General features: G+C 37.4%; 27 protein-coding genes. 6 read left to right on the forward strand and 21 right to left on the reverse strand.

Annotated features, from left to right (window positions below):
• Positions 1 to 63: 63 nt before the first annotated feature.
• Positions 64 to 1,269, reverse strand: coding sequence for a TIGR03862 family flavoprotein (locus tag MTO68_RS21020; RefSeq protein ID WP_244016008.1), 1,206 nt, complete (start codon positions 1,267 to 1,269; stop codon positions 64 to 66).
• Positions 1,259 to 1,921 (reverse strand): tRNA (guanine-N(7)-)-methyltransferase, encoded by a 663-nt coding sequence (locus MTO68_RS21025; protein WP_244016009.1) that lies wholly within the window; start codon positions 1,919 to 1,921, stop codon positions 1,259 to 1,261. The genes MTO68_RS21020 and MTO68_RS21025 overlap by 11 nt, the downstream gene beginning before the upstream one ends.
• A gap of 75 nt (positions 1,922 to 1,996) precedes the next feature.
• Here MTO68_RS21025 and MTO68_RS21030 point away from each other — a divergent pair, with 75 nt between their 5' ends.
• Entirely contained in the window at positions 1,997 to 2,164 is a 168-nt protein-coding gene (locus tag MTO68_RS21030; RefSeq protein ID WP_004816790.1) for a DNA gyrase inhibitor YacG, read from the forward strand.
• A gap of 805 nt (positions 2,165 to 2,969) precedes the next feature.
• Here MTO68_RS21030 and MTO68_RS21035 read toward each other — a convergent pair.
• The 5 genes from MTO68_RS21035 to MTO68_RS21055 all read right to left on the reverse strand — a co-directional run bounded on the left by MTO68_RS21035 (position 2,970) and on the right by MTO68_RS21055 (position 7,406).
• Entirely contained in the window at positions 2,970 to 3,614 is a 645-nt protein-coding gene (locus MTO68_RS21035) for an MBL fold metallo-hydrolase (protein WP_034616439.1), read from the reverse strand.
• Between the two features lie 20 nt (positions 3,615 to 3,634).
• Complete coding sequence (hemH, locus tag MTO68_RS21040) at positions 3,635 to 4,645, reverse strand: ferrochelatase (protein ID WP_244014220.1); 1,011 nt, start codon at positions 4,643 to 4,645, stop codon at positions 3,635 to 3,637.
• 99 nt (positions 4,646 to 4,744) lie between these two features.
• Entirely contained in the window at positions 4,745 to 5,761 is a 1,017-nt protein-coding gene (locus tag MTO68_RS21045) for a DUF4062 domain-containing protein (RefSeq protein ID WP_004816781.1), read from the reverse strand.
• Positions 5,762 to 5,868: 107 nt separating this feature from the next.
• On the reverse strand, positions 5,869 to 6,747 hold the full coding sequence (murI, locus tag MTO68_RS21050) for a glutamate racemase (RefSeq protein ID WP_035370572.1): 879 nt from the start codon (positions 6,745 to 6,747) through the stop codon (positions 5,869 to 5,871).
• 47 nt (positions 6,748 to 6,794) lie between these two features.
• Positions 6,795 to 7,406, reverse strand: coding sequence for a DUF1285 domain-containing protein (locus MTO68_RS21055; protein ID WP_244014222.1), 612 nt, complete (start codon positions 7,404 to 7,406; stop codon positions 6,795 to 6,797).
• Between the two features lie 203 nt (positions 7,407 to 7,609).
• Here MTO68_RS21055 and MTO68_RS21060 point away from each other — a divergent pair, with 203 nt between their 5' ends.
• Positions 7,610 to 9,322 carry an electron transfer flavoprotein-ubiquinone oxidoreductase gene (locus tag MTO68_RS21060; protein WP_004725573.1) on the forward strand — a complete coding sequence of 571 codons (1,713 nt, stop codon included), beginning with the start codon at positions 7,610 to 7,612 and terminating at the stop codon, positions 9,320 to 9,322.
• Positions 9,323 to 9,389: 67 nt separating this feature from the next.
• Here the strand turns inward: MTO68_RS21060 and MTO68_RS21065 are convergent, their stop codons facing one another.
• From MTO68_RS21065 to tusA, 4 genes are all read right to left on the reverse strand, one after another.
• The gene (locus MTO68_RS21065) at positions 9,390 to 9,890 is read right to left on the reverse strand and encodes a hypothetical protein (RefSeq protein ID WP_244014224.1); all 501 of its coding nucleotides are present in this window, start codon (positions 9,888 to 9,890) and stop codon (positions 9,390 to 9,392) included.
• A gap of 84 nt (positions 9,891 to 9,974) precedes the next feature.
• A complete protein-coding gene (locus MTO68_RS21070; protein WP_004816773.1) occupies positions 9,975 to 10,850 on the reverse strand; it encodes a hypothetical protein in 876 nt (291 codons plus the stop codon).
• Positions 10,851 to 10,852: 2 nt separating this feature from the next.
• A complete protein-coding gene (locus tag MTO68_RS21075) occupies positions 10,853 to 13,621 on the reverse strand; it encodes a type VI secretion system Vgr family protein (RefSeq protein ID WP_244014226.1) in 2,769 nt (922 codons plus the stop codon).
• Positions 13,622 to 13,863: 242 nt separating this feature from the next.
• Positions 13,864 to 14,121 carry a sulfurtransferase TusA gene (tusA, locus tag MTO68_RS21080; RefSeq protein ID WP_004725563.1) on the reverse strand — a complete coding sequence of 86 codons (258 nt, stop codon included), beginning with the start codon at positions 14,119 to 14,121 and terminating at the stop codon, positions 13,864 to 13,866.
• A 193-nt stretch (positions 14,122 to 14,314) separates the two neighbouring features.
• On the opposite strand from tusA, the gene MTO68_RS21085 reads away from it, so the two are divergent.
• Positions 14,315 to 15,154, forward strand: a complete 840-nt coding sequence (locus MTO68_RS21085) for a CBS domain-containing protein (protein ID WP_004816763.1) — start codon at positions 14,315 to 14,317, stop codon at positions 15,152 to 15,154.
• Positions 15,151 to 16,710 carry an apolipoprotein N-acyltransferase gene (lnt, locus tag MTO68_RS21090; protein ID WP_004725558.1) on the forward strand — a complete coding sequence of 520 codons (1,560 nt, stop codon included), beginning with the start codon at positions 15,151 to 15,153 and terminating at the stop codon, positions 16,708 to 16,710. The genes MTO68_RS21085 and lnt overlap by 4 nt, the downstream gene beginning before the upstream one ends.
• A 67-nt stretch (positions 16,711 to 16,777) precedes the next feature.
• On the opposite strand, the gene MTO68_RS21095 is transcribed toward lnt, so the two are convergent.
• Positions 16,778 to 17,116 (reverse strand): tRNA-binding protein, encoded by a 339-nt coding sequence (locus MTO68_RS21095; protein ID WP_105713855.1) that lies wholly within the window; start codon positions 17,114 to 17,116, stop codon positions 16,778 to 16,780.
• Between the two features lie 349 nt (positions 17,117 to 17,465).
• On the opposite strand from MTO68_RS21095, the gene MTO68_RS21100 reads away from it, so the two are divergent.
• A complete protein-coding gene (locus MTO68_RS21100) occupies positions 17,466 to 17,729 on the forward strand; it encodes a DUF2798 domain-containing protein (protein ID WP_034617824.1) in 264 nt (87 codons plus the stop codon).
• An 82-nt stretch (positions 17,730 to 17,811) separates the two neighbouring features.
• Here MTO68_RS21100 and MTO68_RS21105 read toward each other — a convergent pair whose 3' ends face one another.
• From MTO68_RS21105 to gspF, 3 genes are all read right to left on the reverse strand, one after another.
• Positions 17,812 to 18,147, reverse strand: coding sequence for a hypothetical protein (locus MTO68_RS21105; RefSeq protein ID WP_004725552.1), 336 nt, complete (start codon positions 18,145 to 18,147; stop codon positions 17,812 to 17,814).
• Positions 18,148 to 18,428: 281 nt separating this feature from the next.
• Positions 18,429 to 18,866, reverse strand: a complete 438-nt coding sequence (gene gspG, locus MTO68_RS21110; RefSeq protein ID WP_004816754.1) for a type II secretion system major pseudopilin GspG — start codon at positions 18,864 to 18,866, stop codon at positions 18,429 to 18,431.
• Between the two features lie 39 nt (positions 18,867 to 18,905).
• On the reverse strand, positions 18,906 to 20,111 hold the full coding sequence (gspF, locus tag MTO68_RS21115; RefSeq protein ID WP_096735249.1) for a type II secretion system inner membrane protein GspF: 1,206 nt from the start codon (positions 20,109 to 20,111) through the stop codon (positions 18,906 to 18,908).
• Between the two features lie 168 nt (positions 20,112 to 20,279).
• Here gspF and MTO68_RS21120 point away from each other — a divergent pair, with 168 nt between their 5' ends.
• Positions 20,280 to 22,505 (forward strand): primosomal protein N', encoded by a 2,226-nt coding sequence (locus tag MTO68_RS21120; protein ID WP_034617817.1) that lies wholly within the window; start codon positions 20,280 to 20,282, stop codon positions 22,503 to 22,505.
• A gap of 136 nt (positions 22,506 to 22,641) precedes the next feature.
• Here the strand turns inward: MTO68_RS21120 and MTO68_RS21125 are convergent, their stop codons facing one another.
• The 6 genes from MTO68_RS21125 to MTO68_RS21150 form a co-directional block, all read right to left on the reverse strand.
• Positions 22,642 to 23,142, reverse strand: coding sequence for a hypothetical protein (locus tag MTO68_RS21125; protein WP_244014228.1), 501 nt, complete (start codon positions 23,140 to 23,142; stop codon positions 22,642 to 22,644).
• Positions 23,143 to 23,258: 116 nt separating this feature from the next.
• Entirely contained in the window at positions 23,259 to 23,690 is a 432-nt protein-coding gene (locus tag MTO68_RS21130; RefSeq protein ID WP_244014230.1) for a DUF4279 domain-containing protein, read from the reverse strand.
• Positions 23,680 to 23,826 carry a hypothetical protein gene (locus tag MTO68_RS21135; protein ID WP_244014231.1) on the reverse strand — a complete coding sequence of 49 codons (147 nt, stop codon included), beginning with the start codon at positions 23,824 to 23,826 and terminating at the stop codon, positions 23,680 to 23,682. The genes MTO68_RS21130 and MTO68_RS21135 overlap by 11 nt, the downstream gene beginning before the upstream one ends.
• Before the next feature lie 281 nt (positions 23,827 to 24,107).
• Positions 24,108 to 24,350: a hypothetical protein gene (locus MTO68_RS21140; RefSeq protein ID WP_244014233.1), complete on the reverse strand. Its 243-nt coding sequence runs from the start codon at positions 24,348 to 24,350 to the stop codon at positions 24,108 to 24,110.
• A 51-nt stretch (positions 24,351 to 24,401) separates the two neighbouring features.
• Complete coding sequence (locus MTO68_RS21145) at positions 24,402 to 24,725, reverse strand: hypothetical protein (protein ID WP_244014235.1); 324 nt, start codon at positions 24,723 to 24,725, stop codon at positions 24,402 to 24,404.
• A 157-nt stretch (positions 24,726 to 24,882) separates the two neighbouring features.
• Positions 24,883 to 25,272: a hypothetical protein gene (locus MTO68_RS21150; RefSeq protein ID WP_244014236.1), complete on the reverse strand. Its 390-nt coding sequence runs from the start codon at positions 25,270 to 25,272 to the stop codon at positions 24,883 to 24,885.
• Between the last annotated feature and the right edge of the window lie 21 nt (positions 25,273 to 25,293).

Consider the following 25,293-nt stretch of genomic DNA (forward strand, 5'->3'; position numbering starts at 1 on the left):
TAGCATCAAACTAGCATAAAAGTCGCGTTTTTAATCAAAACACCATCATTTTTTTGCCTAATCTCATCTACTGAGATATTGATGTACACCCTCACCTGCAGCACGCCCTGTCGCAAAACACGCAGTCAATAAATATCCTCCTGTCGGGGCATCCCAGTCCAGCATTTCACCACAGCAAAATACAGAGGGATTGGATTTTAGTTGTAAATGCTGTGTTAATACGGCTTGCTTTACACCACCAGCACAGCTGATCGCTTCTTCAATCGGACGAAATCCCTGAAGCTCAATTTTTAAATGCTTAATCTGTTGTGCGAGTTTTTCAGGAATGTTCCATACTGATTTATCTACCAATTCACGAATCAGATTGGCTTTGGCAGCATCTAAACCTGCCTTGCGCCAAATATTGGTACTGGATTGCTTTTTGGACGGCTGCAATTTCTGAGTAAGCTTTTGAACAGTTTGATCAGGTAACAAGTCTAAATAAATCGACATAGGTTGATTGTGCTGTACCAATTGACGTAATAATCGCCCCTGCTTATAGATGAGACCACTTTCTAATCCATAATGGGTAATCACAATATCACCTTGTGTCTTTGCAGAATTTTCCACCCAAGCATCTACACGTTTAAGAGGCTGACCAAAGACAGGTTGCATATAATTCGACCATGCCCGAACCACACCGGCATTACTCGCTTGAAACGCTTCAATTTCAGAAGCAGGTAACCACTTTTGCCATGCGCCATCACTGCCTAAACGTGACCATGACACAGCACCACAAGCCAGAATAATCGCATCAAAATTCAAAAGCTGTGCTTGATTGTTTCTTAGATCAAGAATTTCGAGTTGTTGCTGTTTTAAATCAGTAATTTGATGACGATAATGAAATTGAACGTGCTGCCCTGCCAACTGCTTTAACCAAGCACGTAACAAAGGCGCGGCCTTCATTTCTACAGGAAAAACTCGCCCTGAACTGCCCACATAGGATTCAATCCCTAAACCATGCATCCAACTTTGAATCCATGTCGCATCCCACTTTTCAACCCAAGGTCTTAACCATTCCACATGATCATAACGTTGAATAAATTGTTCAAATACTTCTGCATGGGAAATATTCAGCCCCGTCTTTCCAGCCATCAAAAATTTACGTGCAGCAGAAGGTTTCTGTTCAAAAACATGAACTTCATAATCAGTTTTAGACTGACTTAAAACATCTGCAGCCATTAAACCTGCTGGCCCTGCCCCGATGATGGCAATTTTCTTAATTGGCATCAGACGGCTCTGATTGGTTGTCAACACTTTGACCTTGACGTGGTCCGACCTTATCAAAACGGGTTTGATAGTGTTCAGGTTTAGCAATAATCAATTGCTGACACAATTCACCGCGTTCTAAATATTTAATTTCAAAATGCGTACGTGCTGAATCTGATGCAATCGTTTGTTTTTCATAAGGCAGTTTCCAAACATCTTTTAGTTGCTGTTCTGCTTCAGCAATATATTCAGGAATATTACTGGCTAACGTGATACTGCCATTTGGAGATAATCTGGAAAGCAAAAATTCAAAAAAAGGCATATTTAACCAGCGCTGCGCAGGATTATGCGGTTCTGGATTTGGATAGAGAATAAAAAACTGTTGTACCTGATTGGGATAAAGTGCATGCACCACCCATGGCAATGCATCAGCATGAATAGGGGTTAAATTTGTTTGACCTTCCAACTGATGCTGTTTCTGCATGGCAATAAATTTTTCACGGGTTCTTTCTATTGCAATCAATTTCAGTTCAGGGTGCTGTTCAGAAAAGAGCAAGGCATGTTTGCCCTTTCCTGCCCCAATTTCTACACAAATTGGGTTATTTTCAATACATTGAAAATCACGAGGAGCATGCATACGCTGTGCTTGAAATTGACGAATCGACATAATCAGATCAAACTAACAAGAAATCGTTCACAAGTTTAACAACTCTTTACGGTTTTTGCTTTTTTAAATGAGGATTTCCATATGTCTAAAACTTTTCCTTGCCCCCGCTGCGGTGAACCATCTACATGGGAAGGCAACGAATTTCGTCCATTTTGCTCTGAGCGTTGTAAATTGATCGATTTAGGTGCATGGGCCAATGGAGATTATACCTTACCTACAGAAGATGCACCGCAAGCTGAGGATTCCTAAGCTTTCCTAGATTTTTATCATTTTACTGGCTGATCTTGAACTTACTTAATTATCACAATACACTAAAGAAACTTTATATTAAAACTTCACAGTAAGCATTCATTTTTCATAAGACTTTGGATCTGATACAACAGGTTTATTTCATACTTTAAACATAATAAAAGTTTGATTAGTTTTCAGCCATGATAAAACAAGGAGCATTTAAATGTTTATAGGTTTAAAAATATTTATCACTATTTTATTGATTTTATGCGCATTTTTTACTTTTATTGGAGTATATGCACTCGATTTTTCTTTTATCGCAATTGGAATTCTATTTGCAATAGTCATCTTATTAATCAAATTGGAAATGGTAAAGTAGCGGTGATTTAAATCAATTTAACACTATTATTAAACTATTTTATAGATCTCTTTCATAAATCAAAAAATGATCATGTGTCGTTAATAAATTAGCATTGAAAGTCCCTTCTCCCTTTGGGAGAAGGCTAGGATGAGGGGGATTTTATGTTGATTTATAGTTTTAAAAAGGACTTATGAAAGAAGTCTAATTTTAATTTTCTCATTCTCCACGCATATTATTTCAATGATGAGATGAATGACTTTTGCAGGAGTTATTTAAAGATGAGCATAAATAACATAGTCTATGCTTTGTTTTACTCAGATTATTCACGTTACTATTACAGATCCTTATTAAATGTTGAATCATTAATAAAATATACATTTAAAACAAAAATGGTGAGTAAAACATTGATTACTTCACCATTTTTCATTTCTTATTTTTACTATAAAGCCAGACAGCGAATACTTAACCCGCTTTACTTGCCACAAAAGGATTGTGTTGCTTTTCAAAACCAATAGTACTCATCGGACCATGCCCTGAAATAAATTGAGTTTCATCAGGTAGGGTAAAACATTCACGCTGAATTGAATCTAAGAGCTGTTGATGGTTGCCTTTTGGAAAGTCAGTACGGCCAATTGAACCTTTAAACAGTACATCTCCTGTCCAAAGCACACCATATTTGGCATTGTAAAAAATGACGTGGCCTGGTGTATGTCCTGGTGCAAAACGCACCTCAAACTCTTCATCCCCTAAGTTTAACTTTTCGCCACCCTCTAACCATTGATTGACATGAACAGGCTCAGGAATTGGAAATCCATAACGGGCAGATACGTCTTGAATCATTTCTAACCAAAACAGGTCTTCTTTATGCGGACCAATCACAGGCACATTCCATTCTTTGACCAATGCACCTACTGCACCAGCATGATCCAAATGACCATGTGTTAACCACAATGCTTTGACTGTCAGTCCTAATGCTTCAACTTCTTGTTTTAATTTCTCAGGCTCACCACCAGCATCAATCAATACCGCTTCTTTGGTTTCCGAATCCCAAACAATAGAACAATTTTGGGCGAATGCAGTAACGGGTACAATCTTGACTTGTAACATGATAATTTTCCTAAAAAACCCTATACCTGTAAATGAAACTTGAGTGTATTCAATTGAGTCTGTAAAAGTTGCTCAAATAAGTCAATATGATCCGCACGGCTATTTAATGCAGGAATGTAAGCATAGTGTTGACCACCTGCTTTTAAAAACAATTCAGCATTTTGAATCGCCAGCTCTTCCAAGGTTTCTAAACAATCTGCCGAAAATGCAGGGCTCAGCACTTGAACAGATTCAACACCTTGCGCTGCCCACTCTTGCAATAGTTGATCGGTATACGGTTTTACCCATTCTTGTTTTCCAAAACGGGATTGGAAACTGATCGCCCATTGGTCGTCTTTTAAATTCAACGCCTGAGCCACCTTAAGTGCAGTGATACGACAACGCTCTGCATAAGGATCGCCTTTATCTGCATAAGGCTGTGGGATCCCGTGAAAAGACATCAACAGTTTAGTGGCTGGTCCATATTGCTGCTGATAATCACGCACACTGTTAGCTAAGGCCTGAATATAAAGTGGGTGTTGATAATAATCTCGAATAAAACTTAAACCCGGAATATTGCGTTGCTTTAACAACCATTGTGCAACGGCATCATATAAAGGGGCGGTTGATGTTGCCGAGTACTGTGGAAATAACGGAAAAAGAATAATATGGTCATACTGCTTGTTTTTCGCATCATTCAATACAGCATCGATACCCGGTCGCCCATAGGTCATTGCTGGCACAATCTCTAAATCTAAATCAGCATTGGTACTTATTAATTTTTTTTGTAGTGATTCAACTTGTTCAAATAGAATTTCACGCATCGGTGAATCATTTGACCAGACTTGTGCATAAGCTTCGGCAACACGCTTTGGTCGAAAAGGCAGAACAAATGCATTTAAAATAATTGCCCATAAAATTTTGGGAATTTCGATGACGCGCTGATCTGATAAAAACTGCTTTAAAAAAGCCCGAACAGCTGGAGCTGTAGGCGCATCTGGTGTCCCTAAATTAGCAATAATAATCAGAACCTTAGGTTTAGATAAAGACATTTTCACCCCATTTACAGAATAGTTTATCTCGAATGATCAGCTTAACAGAGTCTTTATCTAAACAAAATTTTTTATCTTAACTCACTCAATTTATTTAACTTAAAAAATTGAAGAGCGACTGCTAATACGTTGTGAATTTTCAAGTAACTTTACGCATTTATCCGTCATCTGCCAGAGCATACGCTGACGATCATCACGCCCCACAGGGATGATCCATTCATTTTGACGGACTTGCTGCTTAATCGTATGCAATGAACGCACATTAATCTGCGCTCTAGATACAGCATGAGCACGTGGCATCACCACTTGCGCGTCAGTTAAACCCGTATTATTCAAATATTCGTTTAAGACTTTAGAGAAAAAATCCTCAGACGTCGGTTGTCTAAATTCAACTGATAAAATTTTCAATAACTCTGCCCATGTCATCTCACGCGCTGGCGATAACTCTTTAAAATTACCATCTTGATAGGCATGCATTCGATAATCAAAATTAAACACTTCATGTAATGAAACTTTGGGTAAAGTTAAAAATGGATCTGCTTCTTTTTTCCCTTGCTCTACGGAAACATGTGCCAACTTTGCTTTTAAACGATCAATCTCATCTTGTAAGACCTGAATATTCTGAGGTCTGACCCATCCTACGACAGGATAACGTTCTAGCATTTGTGGCATATATGAACGTACCGCAAGTTCTAAATCTCGTAAAGTTCGATAAGTAACGACTTGCTCAACTTCTTTTTGTAGTTGATGTCTAAATTCATTAAACTTTTCTTTTAGCAGCGTACTTTCTTCTTTTAAATGCGGTTCGCGAAATTCAGGACTCTCATGCATAAATACAATAATTGGTTTCTGTTTGGTCACCGCATAAATATATTCAAGATGTAGATAACTCACCCCTGAAACAGATTGTTCACCGTACTGACTCCCCAACAACAATAAAACGTAATCACAGTCATCTATCTGACGACGTGCAAATGCGGTACTTAATGGCGTCCGTTGTTCTAATCCCCAAGAAAAAAACCCCATCCCGATAAGGGTTTGTGACACGACCATCCGTTCTGGCTGCATTTCTTTGCCAGATGTTGTAATAAAAACTTGATACCGTTTATCGAGCATAGGTTAACCCATTCTTGTCACACCCTACTTAAATCCATCCATGAGCTTTAAGTTGGATATGCCCTACACTTATGAAAATATATTAAATCTGTTCAATATTGAAAGAATTAGCCGAGTTTTTCAACAATATTTTCTACAGACCATGTAATTTTTGGTTGTATGAGATGTTTGATGACATTTTCTAATTGTTTTGCATTTCCCCCACTCACAAAACATTGTAAACGCACCCCTTTTTCTTGCAAGCTACTTGATATTAACTCATTTTTTAACAATATACGCGCCGTTTGTCGTGCAACCGCTAATCCAGAATCAATTAAGTTAAGCTGAGGGCCGTATAATTCTTGAATACTTTGTTTTAAGTAAGGGTAATGGGTGCAGCCCAACACCAAATAATCTGAACCTTTGGCAATGACTGGATCTAAAACCTTTTGCAGGCTATGTTTACATTCCAAACTGTTATAACGTCCAGATTCAATCAAGGGAACCAGTTCAAGATTGGTAATCGTTAGTACTTCAACATTGGCAGGTTCTGCAAAACGCTGCATCACATCTTTGATCAATTTTCCACGAAAAGTGGCAGGTGTAGCCAAAACTGAAACCACTTTAGACTGGGTTTGTAGCACTGCTGGCTTTAAAGCAGGCACCAGCCCAACAATAGGAAAGTTTTCACCATAATGATCACGTAAATAATCCAGACTAAATGCTGAAGCGGTATTACATGCCACAACTGCGATTTTACAACCTTGACGATATAACCACTCGATTGCTTGCGCAGTTAATTCACGAATATTTTGATCCGTCCGTGGGCCATAAGGGACATGTGCAGTATCGGCATAATAAACAATACGTTCATTTGGCAAATAATTGGCAATTTCCTGTGCAATAGAAAGCCCACCGATACCTGAATCAAAAATACCAATCGGGGCATCTGCCAAGGCTTTTGGCATTGGATTTTCTAGAGGAGAGAGAGGAAGAATCGCGCTCATTTGATCCACTATTGGCATACGGTAAAAATAATTAACAAGATTAAACCTCAAGTCCCTAATTGCAAGTGAAAATCACCACTTTCTAAAGATAAAATGGTATCTCCTTGTTCATTTTCAAGCAATTTCCCATATTCAATCAGATTGAAAAAAGCAGAACGTTGAATCAAGGCATTTATCCCAAAACGAATATGTACATAAGGTCTTAACTCACCTTGATATTCACGCATAAAAATAGGGTGTTCTGGATCAATCAGTGTAATGTCTTGATTGGTGGTGGTAACTTGTAGATAGACCTGCCCATCAAGATTCACCTGATCAACTTGATTGACCAATAAAGGTTCATCCTCAACTTGAATTTCAATCTGTTCAACTGGGGTTTTTAAATAGAACTTTCCGTCTTCTTTCCAAAGTACTTTTGTAAACAGGTCTAAAAGCGCTTGGCGTTTGATCAATTGACCTTCGTGCCACCATTCTCCATTGGCTTTTACCGTTAAATCCATTTTGCCACAATGCTTTGGCTGCCACTGCTCTAAAGGGGGTATTGACCTTTTGTGACCCGCCTGTACATCTTTTAAGTATTGTGCAATGCTCATTAAGTTTTTATTATCAGAATCTGGCTGATTTTGAGCCGCTGATGTTGAATTATTTTGATTTACCATGGTTTATGCCTTGCTGACTTAAAAATAATACGACTCAGCCAATTGGCTAGATTAGGGTTTCTAACTATACTAGCGCAAAATATATTATTGGTACGAGCGTTAATTCGTATCACGGAATTTTTAGAACACTCATGGCAGCACCGATTTATTAATTCCCAATAAATGCTCACGGTTGCCACCCTTAGAAATATGAGGAGTCCTACATGGAACACATCGAACGCGAATCGATGGAGTTTGACGTAGTGATCGTAGGCGCAGGCCCTGCGGGTCTTTCTGCTGCGATTAAAATTCGTCAATTAGCTCTTGAAAACAATCTTCCAGACCTTTCCGTCTGTGTGGTTGAAAAAGGCTCTGAAGTTGGTGCGCATATCCTTTCTGGTGCTGTACTTGAACCTCGTGCAATCAATGAACTTTTCCCTGACTGGAAAGAACAAGGTGCACCTTTAAATGTACCTGTGACTGAGGACAAAACTTATTTCCTCATGTCTGCTGAAAAGTCACAAGAAGCGCCGCATTGGATGGTGCCTAAAACCATGCACAATGATGGTAACTATGTTATTTCATTGGGTAATGTCGTGCGTTGGTTAGGTCAAAAAGCGGAAGAGTTAGAAGTTTCTATCTTTCCTGGCTTTGCTGCTTCAGAAATCCTTTATCATGAAGATGGTTCTGTAAAAGGCATCCAAACTGGTGATATGGGTATTGGTAAAGATGGTGAACCGACGCACAACTTTACTCCTGGCTACGAGCTTCATGCAAAATACACAATTTTTGCAGAAGGTTGCCGTGGACACCTTGGTAAACGTTTGATTGCAAAATACAACTTAGACCAAGATGCTGATCCACAACATTACGGTATCGGGATCAAAGAACTTTGGGAAATTGACCCTGCAAAACATAAACCAGGTTTAGTGATGCACGGTTCAGGCTGGCCTTTGGCAGAAACAGGTTCTTCAGGCGGCTGGTGGTTATATCACGCTGAAAACAACCAAGTGACCTTGGGGATGATTGTTGATTTATCTTATGAAAATCCACACATGTATCCTTTTGCTGAAATGCAACGTTGGAAAACACATCCACTGATCAAGCAATATCTTGAAGGCGGTAAGCGTATTTCTTATGGCGCACGTGCAGTTGTTAAAGGCGGTCTAAACTCTCTACCTAAACTGACCTTCCCAGGCGGTTGCTTAATTGGTGATGATGCAGGTTTCTTAAACTTTGCTAAAATCAAAGGCTCTCATACTGCGATGAAATCGGGTATGTTGTGCGGTGAAGCTGTATTTGAGGCAATTCAAGCCGGTCATGAGAAAGGTGGCGATTTAGCAGTGGCGCGTGTCGCTGAAGGCGAAGACTTCTTTGCTAAAGAATTGACTGCATATACGGACAAGTTTAACAACAGTTGGTTAAAAGAAGAGTTACATCGTTCGCGTAACTTTGGCCCAGCAATGCATAAATTCGGTTTATGGATGGGTGGTGCATTTAACTTTATCGATCAAAATATCTTTAAAGTGCCATTTACCCTACATGACCTTGCACCTGACTTTAGTGCATTAAAAACTGTAGATGCTGCGACATTTAAACCGACCTATCCAAAGCCAGACGGTAAATTAACCTTTGATCGTTTATCTTCTGTATTTGTATCGAATACCGTACATGAAGAGAATCAGCCAGCTCACTTAAAGCTGACCGATGCTTCTATTCCAGTCAATGTCAACTTACCAAAATGGGATGAGCCTGCTCAACGCTACTGCCCTGCTGGTGTTTACGAGATTATGGAAAATGATGATGGTTCTAAGCGCTTCCAGATTAATGCTGCGAACTGTGTTCACTGTAAGACTTGTGATATCAAAGATCCATCTCAAAACATCACTTGGGTAACTCCTGAGGGTGGCGGTGGTCCAAACTACCCGAATATGTAAATCAATAAACCCGCTTCGGCGGGTTTTTTATCATTAATTAAATTTCGTTTTTAACGAAAAAATTATATTACTTATTTCCACCACCAAATAAAACAACCAGCCTAATATAGTTTATTTGACTTTCAATTTCATTTTTTGATGAATAAAATTCATATATTATAGAATTATTTTTTTGATTAACAAATATATGTTTATATAATGTATTTGGGCTGTACGGACTAGAGTAAATTGCTGAGTCCTTTTCAACCAGCTCCGAATATTTAAAGAAAATATTATTTTCTTTTAACAACTTTACATCAGCCTTTATCGGTTTTTTAAACACAGGTTGATTTGAAGGAGAAAAAACAAATTTATATTTTTTCTCTTTATCATTTAAGTTTAAGACTTTGATTGTGGCTGGATAACCAAATTTATTTTTAGATAAAACGTATACTCCTCTATCAGTTAAAGTTCCATCTTTTAGCACATGCACTTTCAAAGCTCCCTCAAAGAAGAGACTACTATTCCACTTTTCTGTCTCGCCAACTCTTGTGATTTCATTTATCAACATAATAGTATTATCAATCATATTGTCATCCATTGTTTTGGAATTTACAGTTGAATTAAATATTAAAAACAATAATAAACTTATCAACTTAAAATAATACATTATCTAACCATTAAAATATGAGTATATTTTGAGAGGATCTTCATCACCCTCACTTAAAAACCAGTCTGTAGTATTCTCATCATCGAACTCAGGAACCATAACACCATAATTCATATTATTAGCCGAATCTGTTCTTAAAAAGTAAGTATATTTCAAATCTTCCTCCTCATTATTTATTTTTGATTTAAATGCAGCTAATAGCTCTTTTGCTTTTCCTACATTTGGATACTCTGGGTAGCTATAATGTTTTAAATTAGAATTAAATAAATGTTCATTCCATGCAAATGGACATATAGCCTTTTTCGATATCCCATACATTTTTACATAACCATAGGCATCAGGAATTTTTTTATCTAAAATATCTGAAAGAATTCTGTAAGCTTCTTTTGCACAAGTTTCATTGGTAATTGCTCTATATTTCTTATCATTTGATTTCTTTTGCTCCCATTCATTTGTTTCATGATTATAAAAATGATTATTTGATTTCTCATACATTTTACTTACTTCATTTTTTATTTTTTTTGCTTCATCTTCACTAATATTTAGAACATATAATTGAGCTACTTCACCAATCGGATATTGACATGTTGAAGCATTTCCAATTACTTTATTTTCACCAAGCTTCTTTCCAGCACTAGGACCAAAACTAAAAAAACTAAAAACATCATCATTTTCTACAACATAAAAAAAAGCATGCCCCCAGTCTAAATTAGGGCCTGTTAAATATTGATGTTTAGCCGATTTCGAAGAGAATGTTATCTTTGCATTTTGATATGCATATGAAGCATTAGCCTCTGTACCAATAACTAAATAATACTCATTAACTTCAATTTCTGTTATAGGCTGATTAATCTCGGTAATATATTTTTTCTCATTCATTATTATAGTTCCACATCCAAGCTAAATTTTTCTTGCTCAGCTGTATAAATCCTATTTGTTTTACCATCTTTGTCTGTTTTACCTTTAAATTTTTTCCCATTTGCTCCATTTAAAACATAATTAGTATTCGGCATGATTTCACCTTGCTTATTCTTTAAGATAAACTGATGAGAGTATATATTCTTACTTGGTAGAAAAGGAATTTCAAAGTTAACTCTTTCCCCGCCCAAAAACTTATGTTGTCCAGCTTTGACTTCAAACTTACCCGCAGTGGTTGGTAAAACACCTGCACTACTAATTTCAACTTGCGAACCATCTGCAATCAAAATAATTTTCTTATCCGCTTTAATCTCGATCTTTTCTTCAGTTGAAATAATCTGAATACCTTTACGTGCAATCAAATCCGCACCATCGCCTTGTGCTTGGATTTCAACCTTACCTTTCCCTGCAAATAATCTTGCCCCTTCTTGTGCCGCAAAAAGACTGATCTTTGATTGCGCATGTGCAACTAAATTCTTTTGCGTACTCAGGTTGATACTATCACCCGCAGTTTCATAGATTTGTCGATCGGCAGAAAGATGTAGATCTTCATTAGTAGCAAGCGCAACCGAATTGGGTGAGGCCAATAACATGAGGGCTTGCTTAAAGGTATCTGCTTGATTTTTTGCTTCACTGGATTCGCCTTTTTCCAAATAAGAAATAAACGATTTCAAATGATCTAAATTTTCTAAAGGATCAGTTTGCTGATTCTTGGCAACTTCACTTAAGGCTTTAGAGTTATTTAGACTGCTTTCTAACTGACTTTTCGCCGCAGTTGCATCAAGGTGATTGCCTGAAGCTGAATCTTGAGCATGGGTACTCAGTAGTAGACCCTGTCCAGCTCGTAACGCTCCCCATTGGTCTGTTCTTAGTTCAAAGCCTTGGCCTCGTCCTTCACTGGTATCAGTTTCTTTAGGATGACTCAGATTACCGAGGTTAAGTTGACTCGCGCCGTGACTGCTTTGTAGCTGGCTGCTGATTTGCTCTGTGGTATCGTCAAATCTAAGCTGGCCATAGCCACTGCCTTTAACTTCTCGACTTTTGATCCCTGCTAGTTTTTTAGTATCAGGCAATTGGCCTTTGTCATCAAATTTCGTTGGGCTTCGTTGCGCTTCATGGATACGCCCCACCACAAATGGTCGATCGATATTGCCATCAAAGAAATCTATCACGACAATCTCACCAATCCTCGGTAAGAACCGTGCACCATAGCCTTCACCTGCCCACGGGGTCAGTACATCCACCCAAGCGGAATCGGTGTCGTTGTCATTGCTCCCTGCACCACCATCATGACTATGATCTTCATTGCGGGTAAATAGGAAACGAACTTTGATACGTCCCCATTCATCGACATGGATTTCTTCTCCACTTGGTCCAACCACTTTGGCACGTTGTGGATGGCTACTCGGGCGGTGTTGTAGTGGATGGTATTCAGGAACAGTAGTGATATTACGGCGTTGTAGTACCAATTGATTGGCTTGGCGTTCTGGGTTGTTTGAGTCTACATTTGAATTGACCCAATTGCTCTGTTGGAGCAAGCGATTGATTTGTTCATTCAGATCTTTGGGTAAGTTGTTCTGGTTATAGAATGTCTTTGAGGTGATCAGAAACTCTTTGTCTGAGCCATTGTGTTGGTCTATTTCTGGGTGTTCGTTTAATTCAAACCAGTATCCCACTTGTGCATCACGTACAGTGGAGTTGGCTATAAATTGTTTAGATTGAGCATCATAGTAATGACTGAGGTTTTGGTTAATCTTTTCAATCTGATTGTTATTTGAAGCAGTTACTTGATCTTCACCATTCAAGTCTTGAATCCATGCTGGACTGATATGCCAAGCCTGTTCTAAACCGAGACTGGCATTGTTTTGATTTTGACTGTGTTGGTGTTTGCTTTGAACACTGCCTGCACCCTCTTCTTGTTCTAACACATCTGCTTGCCAGCGTTGTACGTGGACAGCAGTGGGTTGTAAGCTACGTTGCCCGATAAAGCTGGTGATGCTGTCTTGTTGTTCTGTGGCACTGCTACGATGGAAGCGGATCTTTCTTCGTTCTAGCGCTTTGTATTCGCTATTATCATCCACCAAGCGCAGTTTTTGTGGCTGAATTTGAGTCGCAGAACTAGGCACAATCAATTGCGCTTCATCAATCAACCAGTTGATCCCTTCACTGCGCATCAAGCGGGTTAAAAATGCGTAGTCATTTTCGTTACTCTGCATGATGAATGGTCGGATATCGTAATCTTTTTTCAGTCCACTTTTATCGAGGCTTAGACTGGAGGCAAAGAGTGGGCTTTTTTCTTGCCATTCTTTAAACAGCGTTTCTATGACTTGCACAACCGACTTATTCATAAACACTCGGCTGTTACGGCGTTTATGCCATAGTGAAGTGGCATCTTCGAGTTTGAGTTTATATAGCGTTAGTGCACCATCACTTTGCCCTTGTGCGGCCTCAGTAATCACCCCTGTGCTACGAAACAGTTGTCCATGATCTGTGACTTGATCAATCGCTACTTGGCTACCAATGAATTGTTTAAGCGGAATCGTTGCTGAGGTGGCAAGGCAAATCAGTTCAATAAACACGCCTTGGTTTAGACCATGTTGTCCATCGATACGTTGTAAGAAGACTTGGTTGTTTAAGTCTGTATTGCTAAATTGGATATGCAAGGCTCGTTTTTGTGCGTTTAGTCCAAGCTGATCCAATATTTTATAAATGCTATTTACTAAGCTGTTCATTTGAATGAGTTAATTATTATTAAAAAATATGTTTAGATTATAATCATAAGTCAAAATTCTGTCATTTTTAATTTTGTAAAATGATTTAATATCCACAATATAATTATTAAAATTCAATAAATTACATATAACATAAATTTATTAGCCATTAAAAACAGGCTAAATAAATTTCAATATTCTTAAATCAATAAAAGGGAAATCATCACATATAACATAGACTGATTTCCACCCATCATGATCTTTTAACCTTTCTTCACTAAATAGTGAAATTCCTTATTTCCGGCATCATCTAGTACTTCTTCTTGTAAAATCAACTCATGACCGAGATGCATACAAAATTTAGGAATGTCCCAAGAAGTTGAATTATCAGTTGCAAATACTTCAACGACATCACCTGATTTAGATTTACGAATTGCTTGATGCAACATCATTACAGGCTCAGGACAACGTAGTCCACGCGTGTTTAATTGAATGCTTGCTGTAGGCATCGGTTCAGACATTATCTATTCTCAAAAAGAAGCGAAATCAATCAATAATTTTAACACAAACTCAAATAATGAATAAGGCTTGCAATATATCTATAATATGACACATACATTCATCTATTTACCTTATTTAATAGATAGACATCTGTGTTTTCTTCGGTATGATAAAAAAACATTTACTAGATATTAAGCGTCTTTAGGAAAGATCATGCACGAGGAATCAGGCCCATCGTGGGGAATGCGTGGCTTACGCAAATGGTTAGGAACAGCGCCAGAAACCCGGGATGAACTGCTAAAATTAGTACAAGATTCACGTCGTTTTTTAGAACCCGATACTGTTGCAATGTTAGAAGGCGTATTAGACCTTCCAGCAACAAAAATCCGTGAAGTCATGACTCCGCGCACAGCGATGGTCAGTTTACAAGAAGATGATCAACTTCTTGATATTTTAGATATTCTTATTGAATCTGCACATTCACGTTTCCCTGTTTTCTCTTCTGATCAGCCTGAAAACGTGGTGGGTATTTTACTTGCTAAAGATCTTTTACCCTTTTTAACTGATCGTTCATCTGTTGTCGATGTGCATGCGTTAATGCGTCAGCCATTATTTGTGCCAGAAAGTGCACGTTCCGACCAAGTTTTGAGAATGTTAAAAAACACTCAAACCCATATTGCTATTGTGATTGATGAATATGGTTCAACAGCAGGTCTGGTCACTTTAGAAGATATTCTGGAAGAGATTGTTGGCGAAATTGAAGATGAGCATGATAACGTTGACGAAGAAGCGCAATTTATCATTCCAGATACAACCCATACCACAGCCAATACATGGATTGTGCAAGCACTTACACCAATCGAACATTTTAACAATGTTTTAGATGCTGAATTTCCTGACGATGAAGTAGAGACTATGGGCGGATTACTGCTTCAAGAAATTGGTCTAGTGAGTGATCTTCAAGGCCAAGTGGTTGAGCTTGAGGATTGGGAATTTACAATTATTGAAGCAGATGCACGCACTATTCATCTGATTCGAGCTGTACATAAATGAGAGCATACTTTGACAAGCTGTTAAATTCATCACAACAACAAAAACAGCTGCCCTTCATTTTCCCATTATTGATTTCGTTAATGTCAGGCGCAGTGTTCAGTTTAGCACTGGCGCCTTATTATTGGTGGTGGTTGGCAATTTTATCGCCTGCCCTGCTATATGCTTGCTTAAAAGGCCGTACACCACGCCAAGCATTTGCGATTGGCTTAAGCTATGGCTTTGGTCTATGGTTTGTTGGCGCATTCTGGCTCTATACATCGATTCATGTGTATGGAGATACCAATGCTGTATTAAGTGTCTTGATGATCGCCATCATGGCCATTGTCATGGGGCTTTTTACCGCGATTCAGACTTGGGTATATCGTAGATTCTTTCCTGAAACGCCATTAACTTTCGCTCCTTTGTGGGTTATTTTTGAATGGTCGAAGACTTGGGTCTTTACTGGTTTTCCATGGTTATTTGCAGGTTACGCATTCACTGAACGACTCTTAGATGGCTATGCTCCACTTTTTGGTGTGTTTGCAGTATCTTTTGTTGTGATTATCCTTGCTTGTGCATTGGTTGAAATTTTAAATAGAAAAGTCTTTTGGATCTTTCCTGCAATCATTTTAATCCTTGGCGCATGGGGCGCATCGTTTATCACTTTCGTACAACCGAAAGCAGAAAAGCCGCTCTCCGTTTCTTTGATTCAAGGCAATATTCCGCAAGATTTAAAATGGTTGACTGAATATCAGGTTAAAACCTTAGAAATTTACGTCAATTTAAGCCGTACTGAATGGGGGCGTGATCTGATTGTTTGGCCAGAATCCTCGATTCCACTGTTCCAAACAGATATTCAACAATTCTTGGATATGATGGATCAACAAGCCAAAAGTTCAGGCACAGCATGGGTAACGGGTATTCCTTATTGGGACTTAAAAGAATCGCAGAAAAATGGCTATCCAATGTACTACAACAGTATGATGGCTTCTGGCGCGGATTCTTCAGGCTTATATAAAAAACAACGTCTGGTGCCTTTTGGTGAATATATTCCACTTTCAGGATTATTGGCTTGGGTGTTACCTGCGCTACAAAATGATCCATCCATGAGTGGATTTTCCCAAGGTGCATCCAATCAGAAACCTTTTAATATTAAAGGACATGATTTAGCTGCAGCCATTTGTTATGAAGTGGCCTATCCGAATCTCACTCGACGAAATGCGATTAATAGTGACTTTTTAGTGACTGTTTCTAATGATGCTTGGTTCACTGGTACAGCAGGCCCATTACAACATCTTCAAATGGTGCAAATGCGTGCCAAGGAAAATGGACGTTGGTTTATTCGTGCAACCAATACAGGCGTAACAGCATTTATTGACCACAATGGGCATATTGTAAAACAAGCCCCTGTAGATCAAAAAGCTGTGCTTCGTGGTGATTTACCAGCCATGCAAGGTGAAACTTGGTACACCCGCTTTAGCGATTACCCTATTTTATTGCTATCCCTCTTATTATTAATTTTAGGCTGGATCTATCGACCGAAAGCAGTCGATATTAGCTTTAAATCTAGACGTTAATGCTTGAATCCCTCATCTCTGGTTTAAGGAGATGAGGTTAGCTTCAACAAAGCGCTTGATTCAATCATTAAAGTAACTTTGTGCCCAATGGCACATTTGCATCAGGCACACACAACGTCACATGCCCATCTTGATTATGGAAACCCGTCACTAAACACTCTGATTGAATCGGTCCAATTTGTTTTTTTGGAAAGTTCACAACAGCAACCACAAGCTTCCCAATTAAATCTTCAGGTTGATACAGGTTGGTAATTTGCGCACTCGATTTCTTTACACCAAGCACTTCACCAAAATCAACATGCAAAATATAAGCAGGATTTCGCGCTTTCTCAAACACTTCGGCTTGAATAATTTTTCCTACCCGTAACTCTACCTTAAGAAAATCATTCCATTCTATTTGTTGCATTGCTGAGTCCTCGTATTTTTATCAATTCATCTCAAGAGATAAAATCATTTTAGATAAATTTAAAGCGATCAACCTTATACAAAACAGACAAATGATCCTGTTAAAAAGACAATCATGTTCAATCCAGACTCAATCCAAGCCCTATCAAAACGAAATTGAAAATATTTTCGGCGCATTTTTTATTATATTTTTTTCAAGTTTATGCTAAATTATTTTCGCTGATCATAAAGTCGTAAACGTTTACGTCAATCAACGTGCCAACATATCTCCAACAAGGCTTGGGGCTATTTAAATCAAGATTTTAATATTTTGGTTCGGCACTGGCGTTTGTTGGTTTACGGAGTAAAAAATGCAAAATTCTAAATCATCTTATTTTAATTTTAAAAAGATTCCACATCGCTATGCAGCGATTGTTTTACCTTTGTTACTGTCTATTATCATGACATTTATTGTTTCATGTATCAGTACATTCAGAAGCATGGGTTTTGAGAATTTTTCGCTATACACATGGCTTTCAGCTTGGGGGATTTCTTGGCTGATTGCCTTTCCAGTGTTACTTTTTATCTTACCTATTGTGCGCAAAATCACCATGAGCCTGGTTCAGCCGACTTAGTTGAATAAATCTGAATCATTAAATTGTAGTGCAAAAAAACCGAGGATTATACTTATACCCTCGGTTTTCCATGATATTTCAACTAAAGTTGAGTCACCAAATAAGACATCATTGCAGCTAAAAATAACATTGGCACATAACGATATGAACGTACTAAATATTGTTCTAATAATGATGAGAATTCAGTTTTTAACTGAAATACTGTCAAATTTAAGGCATTATAAAAACTAATAATAGATAATGCACTAAATACGCTAATCGCCATAAAACCAATCATGATCTGGCTATTGGCATCGGCAACTTGCCAAATATTGAGAAAAAACTGGCTAATCGGTAATAGGCTCAAAATTAAAAGAACAGATTTGAGCATAGTCCAATGAAATTGGCTGATTTCATCTGGTAATAATAATGCTTTCATCTCATCCTCCTAAGCAATTCAGATTGCCCTGAGAACTATTATGCAAGCTTTTAATTAAATAAAAAGTCTATTTTTATACACAATTTAACTTTCTTGTAACTATTAAATATGGGAATAATTCTTATTATAACTCTCAAAAATCATTATTTTAAATAGCTGTTATATTTCAATAAATTAAATGCACTTTAGCAAACAAGAAAGATTATCACTTCACTCAAGATTTATTAACTCGATTAAATGAAGTGATTAATCCCATAAATATTAACTTAAATAATCTTCAATTAAGGTTGGTAATAAATATCTGCATCATTTCCTTCACCACCTTGTTTACCATCGGCACCAAAAGAATATAAATCAAATTTACGACCTTCAGAACCAGGGATCACATATTGAATATCATTTTCCCAACTGTCTTTTGGATAACCACCTTTAACATAACCACCAGGTAACCAGTTTTTAGCCGTTGCAGGTTGATTTACAAGCGCGTCTAAACCACCATCTTGGCTTGTCGGATAACGCCCATTGTCCAGTTTATACTGGTCTAAAGCACCCGCTACACCTTTTAATGCAATTTTAGTGGTGTCAACTTTGGCTTTTTCACCGCGTCCCATCACATTGGGTACGATCAATGCTGCAAGTACGCCTAAAATAACAATCACAACCATCACTTCAATTAAGGTAAAACCTGACTGACGAGTCCTATTCATCTTTCGTTGCATCTGCTTACTCTCTATATATTCTTTATAAAAATAATTGGCTTAAATCATATTGTTCATATTGACGATTGGCAACATGACTGCAATCACAATAACCAAAACAATACCAGCCATAAACACCAACATTAAGGGTTCCAGTAAAGCCAATAATGTTGAAATAAATGAGGATACTTCTCGATCCTGCATATCTGATGCACGGCTTAACATTCGATCTAACTCACCCGAAGCTTCACCGCTTTTAATCATTTGTACCATCATCGGTGGGAAATAACCACAACGCTCCAATTGTGTTGCAAGATTTCCACCTTCTGTGACTTTCTCTGCTGCAATATTAACAGCATCTCGTATCACCCAATTGCTACTTACCGCTGCTCCAATTTTCAAAGCATCGACCAATGGCACGCCTGATTGGGTAAGAATAGATAGGGTACTGGCAAAACGCGCTGCATTTATACCACGAGATAATTTACCAAATAATGGCAATCTGAGTGTTAAACGATCAAAAGCATAGTGCCCCGCAGAAGTTCGTAGGAATCGAATCAATAAAAAGATCCCAATCACACTAAACACCAGCATAAAGGGCCAAGCCTGCCGAATAATCTCACTGGCTTTCATCAACGCCACAGTGATCCATGGCAAGGCTTGCTTACTTTGGTCAAAGGTTTTAACAATGTCTGGAACAACATACGTCATTAACCCCATCACAATCGCAAAAGACATAAACATCAAGATGATTGGATAGATCATCGCACCTTGAATTTTCTTTTGCATGGCAAAGCGGTTTTCCGTGTAATCAGATAATTGATCTAAAATTAAATCCAAATGCCCTGAACGTTCACCTGCGGCAACAGTCGCAATATACAAATCTGGAAAGCGTCCTGTTTGTTGCATCGCTTGAGCCAAAGAGTGCCCTTCAAGCACTTTTGAACGTGCCGAAAGTAAAAGATTTTGTACATGCACTTTTTCACTTTGTTTGGCAACTGCTCGTAATGCTTCCTCTAAAGGAATTGCAGCAGCGACCAAAACAGAAAGTTGACGTGTCATTAAGGCCAAATCATAAGCCGAGAATTTACGTTGAAAAAATCCTGAACTTTTATTTTTATCTTTTTGTTCAACAGCATCCACCGTGACAGGAATCAATTCCTTGTCCCGTAGTTGTTGTCGAATCTGGCGTGCGGAATCTCCCTCTAACACGCCTTTTTGCTGCTTTCCTGAAGCATCAATTGCAGTAAATTGATATGCTGGCATTATTATGCTCTAGTTTTCCAAAATTTTTTGATTACGCTGTTGCGTCATACCCTATAAATCATTCATATTCATGTTTATAGATGACTGTTACACTCTAACACAAGCCGAATCTGGACATGAAACAATTTCATCACAGCCTCACTAAATTAATGAGTCACTAAATTAAAAATGTCGAATACCCTTGCTACGCCACAGACGATTTATCGTATTCAAGTTGCTGTTCCAGTCTATTTGAATGACTGCTTTGATTACCAAGTCACCGCTGAACAATATGCGCAAGCTGAAGTCGGTGCGCGTGTTGCAGTGTCTTTTGGCAGACAAAATCTGATTGGTGTTATTGTTAAGAAAGTACCGATTGATGAACCTGTGGATTCTCATTTTAAACTCAAAGCCATTACTGAACTGTTAGATGAACAGGCCATTCTAGACAGTAAAGTTTTAAGTTTATTGACATGGTCATCACAATATTATCAATTTCCTATCGGTGAAGTGATTCAAACGGCGTTACCTACCTTATTACGCCAAGGTAAACCTTATAATTTATTGGCACGTATCTGGAAACTTTTAGACTTACATGCCGAAGACAAAGTTAAGCGTTCTGAAAAACAACAAGAAGCCTATAAAATTTTAAAGCTACACCCGAAAGGGACACAGGAAAATATTCTTAATTTAAGTGGTGTTGAAACAGCCACGCTCAAAGTCCTTGAGAAAAAAGACATTGTTCGTTGTGATTTGGAACCACAGAATGTCACGCCAGAACCTGTGCAATTGGCACAGATGCCCCTCACGCCAAATGACGATCAGAAGAAAGCCATTCAAGCGATTTTAAAAGCGCAAAAAAAATATCAAGCGTTTCTACTGGATGGTTTAACTGGGAGTGGTAAAACCGAAGTTTATTTGCAAGTGATGCATGAAGTACTTAAGCAAGGCAAACAAGTCTTGGTTTTAGTACCTGAAATCGGCTTAACCCCACAAACCATCAGTCGTTTTCAATCACGTTTTCATTGCAATATTGCTTTACTGCACTCAGGCTTAAATGACACTAAACGTTTACAAGCATGGCAACATGCGCAAACGGGCAAAGCCTCTATTATTTTAGGCACACGTTCTGCAATTTATACGCCTTTGCCGCATTTGGGTTTGATTATTTTAGATGAAGAGCATGATCTTTCGTTTAAACAACAAGAAGGCTTTCGCTATCATGCTCGCGATGTGGCCATGTATCGTGCACATTTAGAAAATTGCCCGATTATCTTAGGTTCTGCCACGCCTAGTATTGACAGTTATTATCTTGCTCGCCAAGAAAAGCTGACACGGATTGAGTTAAATCAACGTGCTGGTGCCGCAATCATGCCGAAAATGCATTTGATTGATTTAAAAGTGGCAAAAAAACAGCATGGCTTAAGTGATGTTTTAATTGCTGAAATAAAAAAACGTTTAGAGAAAAAAGAACAAGTTCTGATTTTTTTAAATCGCCGCGGTTATGCTCCTGTGCTTATCTGTGAAAGCTGTGGCTGGCAGGCCAATTGCCCCAACTGCGATGCTCACTTTACCCTGCATTTAAAGCCTTATCAGCATTTACATTGTCACCATTGTGGCACGATTAATCGTATGCCTGATGCTTGCCCTCAATGCAATCAACAACAATTAAAGCCAATTGGCATGGGAACTGCCAAAGTTGAAGAAACCTTGAATGAGCTGTTCCCTCACTTCCCCGTCTTGCGCGTAGATCGTGACTCAACCAGTCGGGTTGGTAGTTGGCAAAAGATTTATGATCAAATCCAGAAAAGTGAACCGACCATTTTACTTGGTACTCAAATGCTGGCAAAAGGACATCACTTTCCTTATGTCACCTTAGTGGCAATTTTGGATATTGATGCAGGTTTGTTGAGTGTGGATTTCCGTGCTACAGAACGTACTGCGCAATTAATTATTCAAGTTGCAGGTCGTGCGGGTCGTGGTGAAATGAAAGGTGAGGTCTATTTACAAACCCTAAGACCTGATCATCCGTTATTAAACACCTTGATTCATAATGACTATCGGACCTTTGCCAAACAAACCTTAAAAGATCGCCAAGCCGCGCTACTTCCACCCTTTCGTTATACAGCTTTGATCCGTTGTGATTCAAAACATCAGGAAGAAAATTTAAAGTTTTTGACTGAAATGACGCAGCTCCTTAGACAAACTGCCGAAGAGAATTTAATTGATATTTGGGGACCTATTCCAGCCCCAATGGAGCGTAAAGCAGGGCGTTACCAAGCCCATGTGGTTTTGCTTTCTCAAGATCGGGCAAAAATGCATTTTTATATTCGTCAATGGTGGCAACAGCTGTTACATAGCAAACCCTCTACGATGAAAGTCACCATAGATGTTGATCCGCAAGAGTTGAGTTGAGTTTGTTGTTGTATTCAGTATTTTAGCAGTGATGTGAGTATGCAATTTTGTTTAAAAATGAATTTGTGTACTCACTATTTTTTGAATAGAAAATATTATCATATGCCATTCAAAACTAGATTTAATAATATAAAAATCAATACATTAAGTCTTTAATTAATTTTTCACTATGAAAATATTCAAAAGCCTTTCTGCTGATAGATTCATACTCAGCAAATTTTAAATTAATATCATGAACTAATTGAGAATTAGAGTTTGGTTTATAAAAATAAGTAAATAAATCATCTTCATTAAAAAGCACTCTATCAGAAACGAAATATTCAGATAAAATTTTATCTAATTCACTGATATTTATTTCGCCTTTTTTATACCGAATGTAAGCAAAACCAATGAAAAGCGAATCGATTAAGTTATGATCCAGCATATTTTCGTTTGCTAAACCACATCTAATATCGTCATTTATATTTTTAAGGTCAGTAGCTAAAGAAGCAGAAAATAGCCAATCCCTAGGAGTATCAACATGACTTATGTTCATATCAACCCAGCCGATGAGCGTATCTAGATCAATAAAGCATGAATCAATCATTGCGCAAATTATATATCTTGGATTCATATAGTTTTTTAATTCAGTGTCCAAACAATCTCTCCCATGCTAAAACGGCTAAGTGTGTGATGTTAATTTATTAGATATAGAAAGATAATTATGATTAAAAATCATTCTTAATAGATACATTCTTGTTTTTGTTTATCCCATCATTCTTCCGATACACCACATAGTTCAAAATTTAACGTAAGCCCTAAATTAGCTATTCTTTGAACAAGACCAGCGTTTAAATTAAAATTAAAGGTAACATTACCCTCTATAATATTTTTTGCTGAAAAAACATCTATATATGCATTATCAATATTATCTAATTTTCCCAGGTCAAAATAATGAGACTCTAACAATTCAACTAGTTTTGAAATTTGTTTAGAAATGTCGGGGGCTCTTGGTAAAGTATATCTCCAGTATCCAAGTTTCCGTACTGTGTTGGAACCATACGATGTAGTATGGGTATCGCCTTTCATGAAACTTTTAGTTGGATTCAATAACAATATCTTAGTAACTTGGATAGGATCCAAATCTATCCCATTTAAAGATAGACTAATAGTACCAATAGATTCTTTTTCTTTATCACTCATCATTTAAATTACCAACCCATTCACCATTAGAATCTTCTACATCACCAGTCTGAGGATTAATTCCAAAATTTTCTGCTGCACCTCCTCCACAACTATCTTTTACACCATGAAGTCGGTCGCTGACTTCTCCTTTGCTCACCCCATTACGTTTCCCCCATTCTCTAACCCCTCACCAAACAGGCAATATTTTCATTTTTTCAACAAATCCACTCCAATGTAATTTATATTTACGTTACTTACTGCGACAACCATAGCTACCATAATCTAGGTCATTATAATAAACTGGGAAATCATTTTTTAATCTCTGTGCTAATGTTTCGGCTTTTTTACAATCTTTTCCCAAAACTTTTTTAGAGCCACTTTCATATGACATAGCCAGCAATCTTATTGCGGGTGGGTAATTTCGTTCAACTAACAAGTTCAAATATTCAATTTTTTCGATTCATCTGTTTTGATACCCCATTGCACAACTTCAAATAATGCTTCATTATTTCCAGCTAAACCTTTTTTTACAAATTTCTCCTCATTCTTTTGCATATACTCACTCACTACCGAACCCGTACTTACATCAATTGAATCATTGGATAGATTGACTTTATCTGTAAAAAGATAGACTCCTACTAAAATAACAAAGACTATAATGATGCCAACCATATATTTCATTTCAATCTCCACAACTATTCTATAGAAAAACATTCCATTAAAATGATTATGCTATTTTTTTATTCTAATCTCATGTTTTTCTATTTCTCCATTTTCACCTTTGTATAGATCTAGATATATTACTCCTGAGTATTTATCACCGGTTAAATACATTGTATAGTAATCATAATTTTGGTCTTCTGGGGCACCAAAATATCTACCTACTTTCCAAATTTTATATTTTTGAATATTACCAAACTTATCTTGTAAATGGTTATCCGTTTGAAAAACAGTTTCAATATATTTTTCATTTTTTTTATGAATCTTATTTTGTACAAAAGTTGTGACTGCCGCCAATAAAATTATAAAAACTATTACTGCTACTAATTTTTTCATATTATTTCCTATTATAAAAAATACTCCAAAATTAGGACTATACGAACCGCTCAAAGAAAATCTAATTTTCACAAATCATTTAAAGAAATTCTTGGATAAAGATCAAAATTCGGTTCATTCATGACTGTATAGCCACCATCCAATTTGTTACTGTTTTTCATTCAATATATTTCGAACTTAGCTCTCCACAGACAAAAAAAGCTATTTTCCTTGCGGATATGATTGTTCTATAATTTCGTAAAAAAGTAATTAATTCTGAAGATAAAAAATAATCAACATCCCATGATTCTTCTTTTTCTTTATCTAACGGTAGATTGTGTATTAAATTCAAAATCATTCCTGCGCTACGAAAATCTGAGGATTGAATTTGTAATAATACTTCTTTTAAACAAAAATCAAGTATTTTACGTGTACTCTCTATTGGAATGAATGAAGAGTTATCAACAACATATTGGATGCAATCAACAATATGCTCTTTGGGATTTCCATTTAACAAAACATTTCTACAAGATATTATGTTTGCTCGAATAGAATAAATAATATCCATTAATACCCTCCTGGTGTGTAC

Origin of the sequence: Acinetobacter sp. NyZ410 (assembly GCF_022828975.1) — a bacterium.
In the GTDB taxonomy this organism is placed as follows: domain Bacteria; phylum Pseudomonadota; class Gammaproteobacteria; order Pseudomonadales; family Moraxellaceae; genus Acinetobacter; species Acinetobacter guillouiae.

Coding starts and splice junctions, on each gene's coding strand:
- MTO68_RS21020 (WP_244016008.1), bottom strand. CDS start 1,269: ATGCCAATTAAGAAAATTGCCATCATCGGGGCAGGGCCAGCAGGTTTA.
- MTO68_RS21030 (WP_004816790.1), top strand. CDS start 1,997: ATGTCTAAAACTTTTCCTTGCCCCCGCTGCGGTGAACCATCTACATGG.
- MTO68_RS21035 (WP_034616439.1), bottom strand. CDS start 3,614: ATGTTACAAGTCAAGATTGTACCCGTTACTGCATTCGCCCAAAATTGT.
- hemH (WP_244014220.1), bottom strand. CDS start 4,645: ATGTCTTTATCTAAACCTAAGGTTCTGATTATTATTGCTAATTTAGGG.
- MTO68_RS21045 (WP_004816781.1), bottom strand. CDS start 5,761: ATGCTCGATAAACGGTATCAAGTTTTTATTACAACATCTGGCAAAGAA.
- murI (WP_035370572.1), bottom strand. CDS start 6,747: ATGAGCGCGATTCTTCCTCTCTCTCCTCTAGAAAATCCAATGCCAAAA.
- MTO68_RS21055 (WP_244014222.1), bottom strand. CDS start 7,406: ATGGTAAATCAAAATAATTCAACATCAGCGGCTCAAAATCAGCCAGAT.
- MTO68_RS21060 (WP_004725573.1), top strand. CDS start 7,610: ATGGAACACATCGAACGCGAATCGATGGAGTTTGACGTAGTGATCGTA.
- MTO68_RS21065 (WP_244014224.1), bottom strand. CDS start 9,890: ATGATTGATAATACTATTATGTTGATAAATGAAATCACAAGAGTTGGC.
- MTO68_RS21070 (WP_004816773.1), bottom strand. CDS start 10,850: ATGAATGAGAAAAAATATATTACCGAGATTAATCAGCCTATAACAGAA.
- MTO68_RS21075 (WP_244014226.1), bottom strand. CDS start 13,621: ATGAACAGCTTAGTAAATAGCATTTATAAAATATTGGATCAGCTTGGA.
- tusA (WP_004725563.1), bottom strand. CDS start 14,121: ATGTCTGAACCGATGCCTACAGCAAGCATTCAATTAAACACGCGTGGA.
- MTO68_RS21085 (WP_004816763.1), top strand. CDS start 14,315: ATGCACGAGGAATCAGGCCCATCGTGGGGAATGCGTGGCTTACGCAAA.
- lnt (WP_004725558.1), top strand. CDS start 15,151: ATGAGAGCATACTTTGACAAGCTGTTAAATTCATCACAACAACAAAAA.
- MTO68_RS21095 (WP_105713855.1), bottom strand. CDS start 17,116: ATGCAACAAATAGAATGGAATGATTTTCTTAAGGTAGAGTTACGGGTA.
- MTO68_RS21100 (WP_034617824.1), top strand. CDS start 17,466: ATGCAAAATTCTAAATCATCTTATTTTAATTTTAAAAAGATTCCACAT.
- MTO68_RS21105 (WP_004725552.1), bottom strand. CDS start 18,147: ATGAAAGCATTATTATTACCAGATGAAATCAGCCAATTTCATTGGACT.
- gspG (WP_004816754.1), bottom strand. CDS start 18,866: ATGCAACGAAAGATGAATAGGACTCGTCAGTCAGGTTTTACCTTAATT.
- gspF (WP_096735249.1), bottom strand. CDS start 20,111: ATGCCAGCATATCAATTTACTGCAATTGATGCTTCAGGAAAGCAGCAA.
- MTO68_RS21120 (WP_034617817.1), top strand. CDS start 20,280: ATGTCGAATACCCTTGCTACGCCACAGACGATTTATCGTATTCAAGTT.
- MTO68_RS21130 (WP_244014230.1), bottom strand. CDS start 23,690: ATGATGAGTGATAAAGAAAAAGAATCTATTGGTACTATTAGTCTATCT.
- MTO68_RS21140 (WP_244014233.1), bottom strand. CDS start 24,350: ATGAAATATATGGTTGGCATCATTATAGTCTTTGTTATTTTAGTAGGA.
- MTO68_RS21145 (WP_244014235.1), bottom strand. CDS start 24,725: ATGAAAAAATTAGTAGCAGTAATAGTTTTTATAATTTTATTGGCGGCA.
- MTO68_RS21150 (WP_244014236.1), bottom strand. CDS start 25,272: ATGGATATTATTTATTCTATTCGAGCAAACATAATATCTTGTAGAAAT.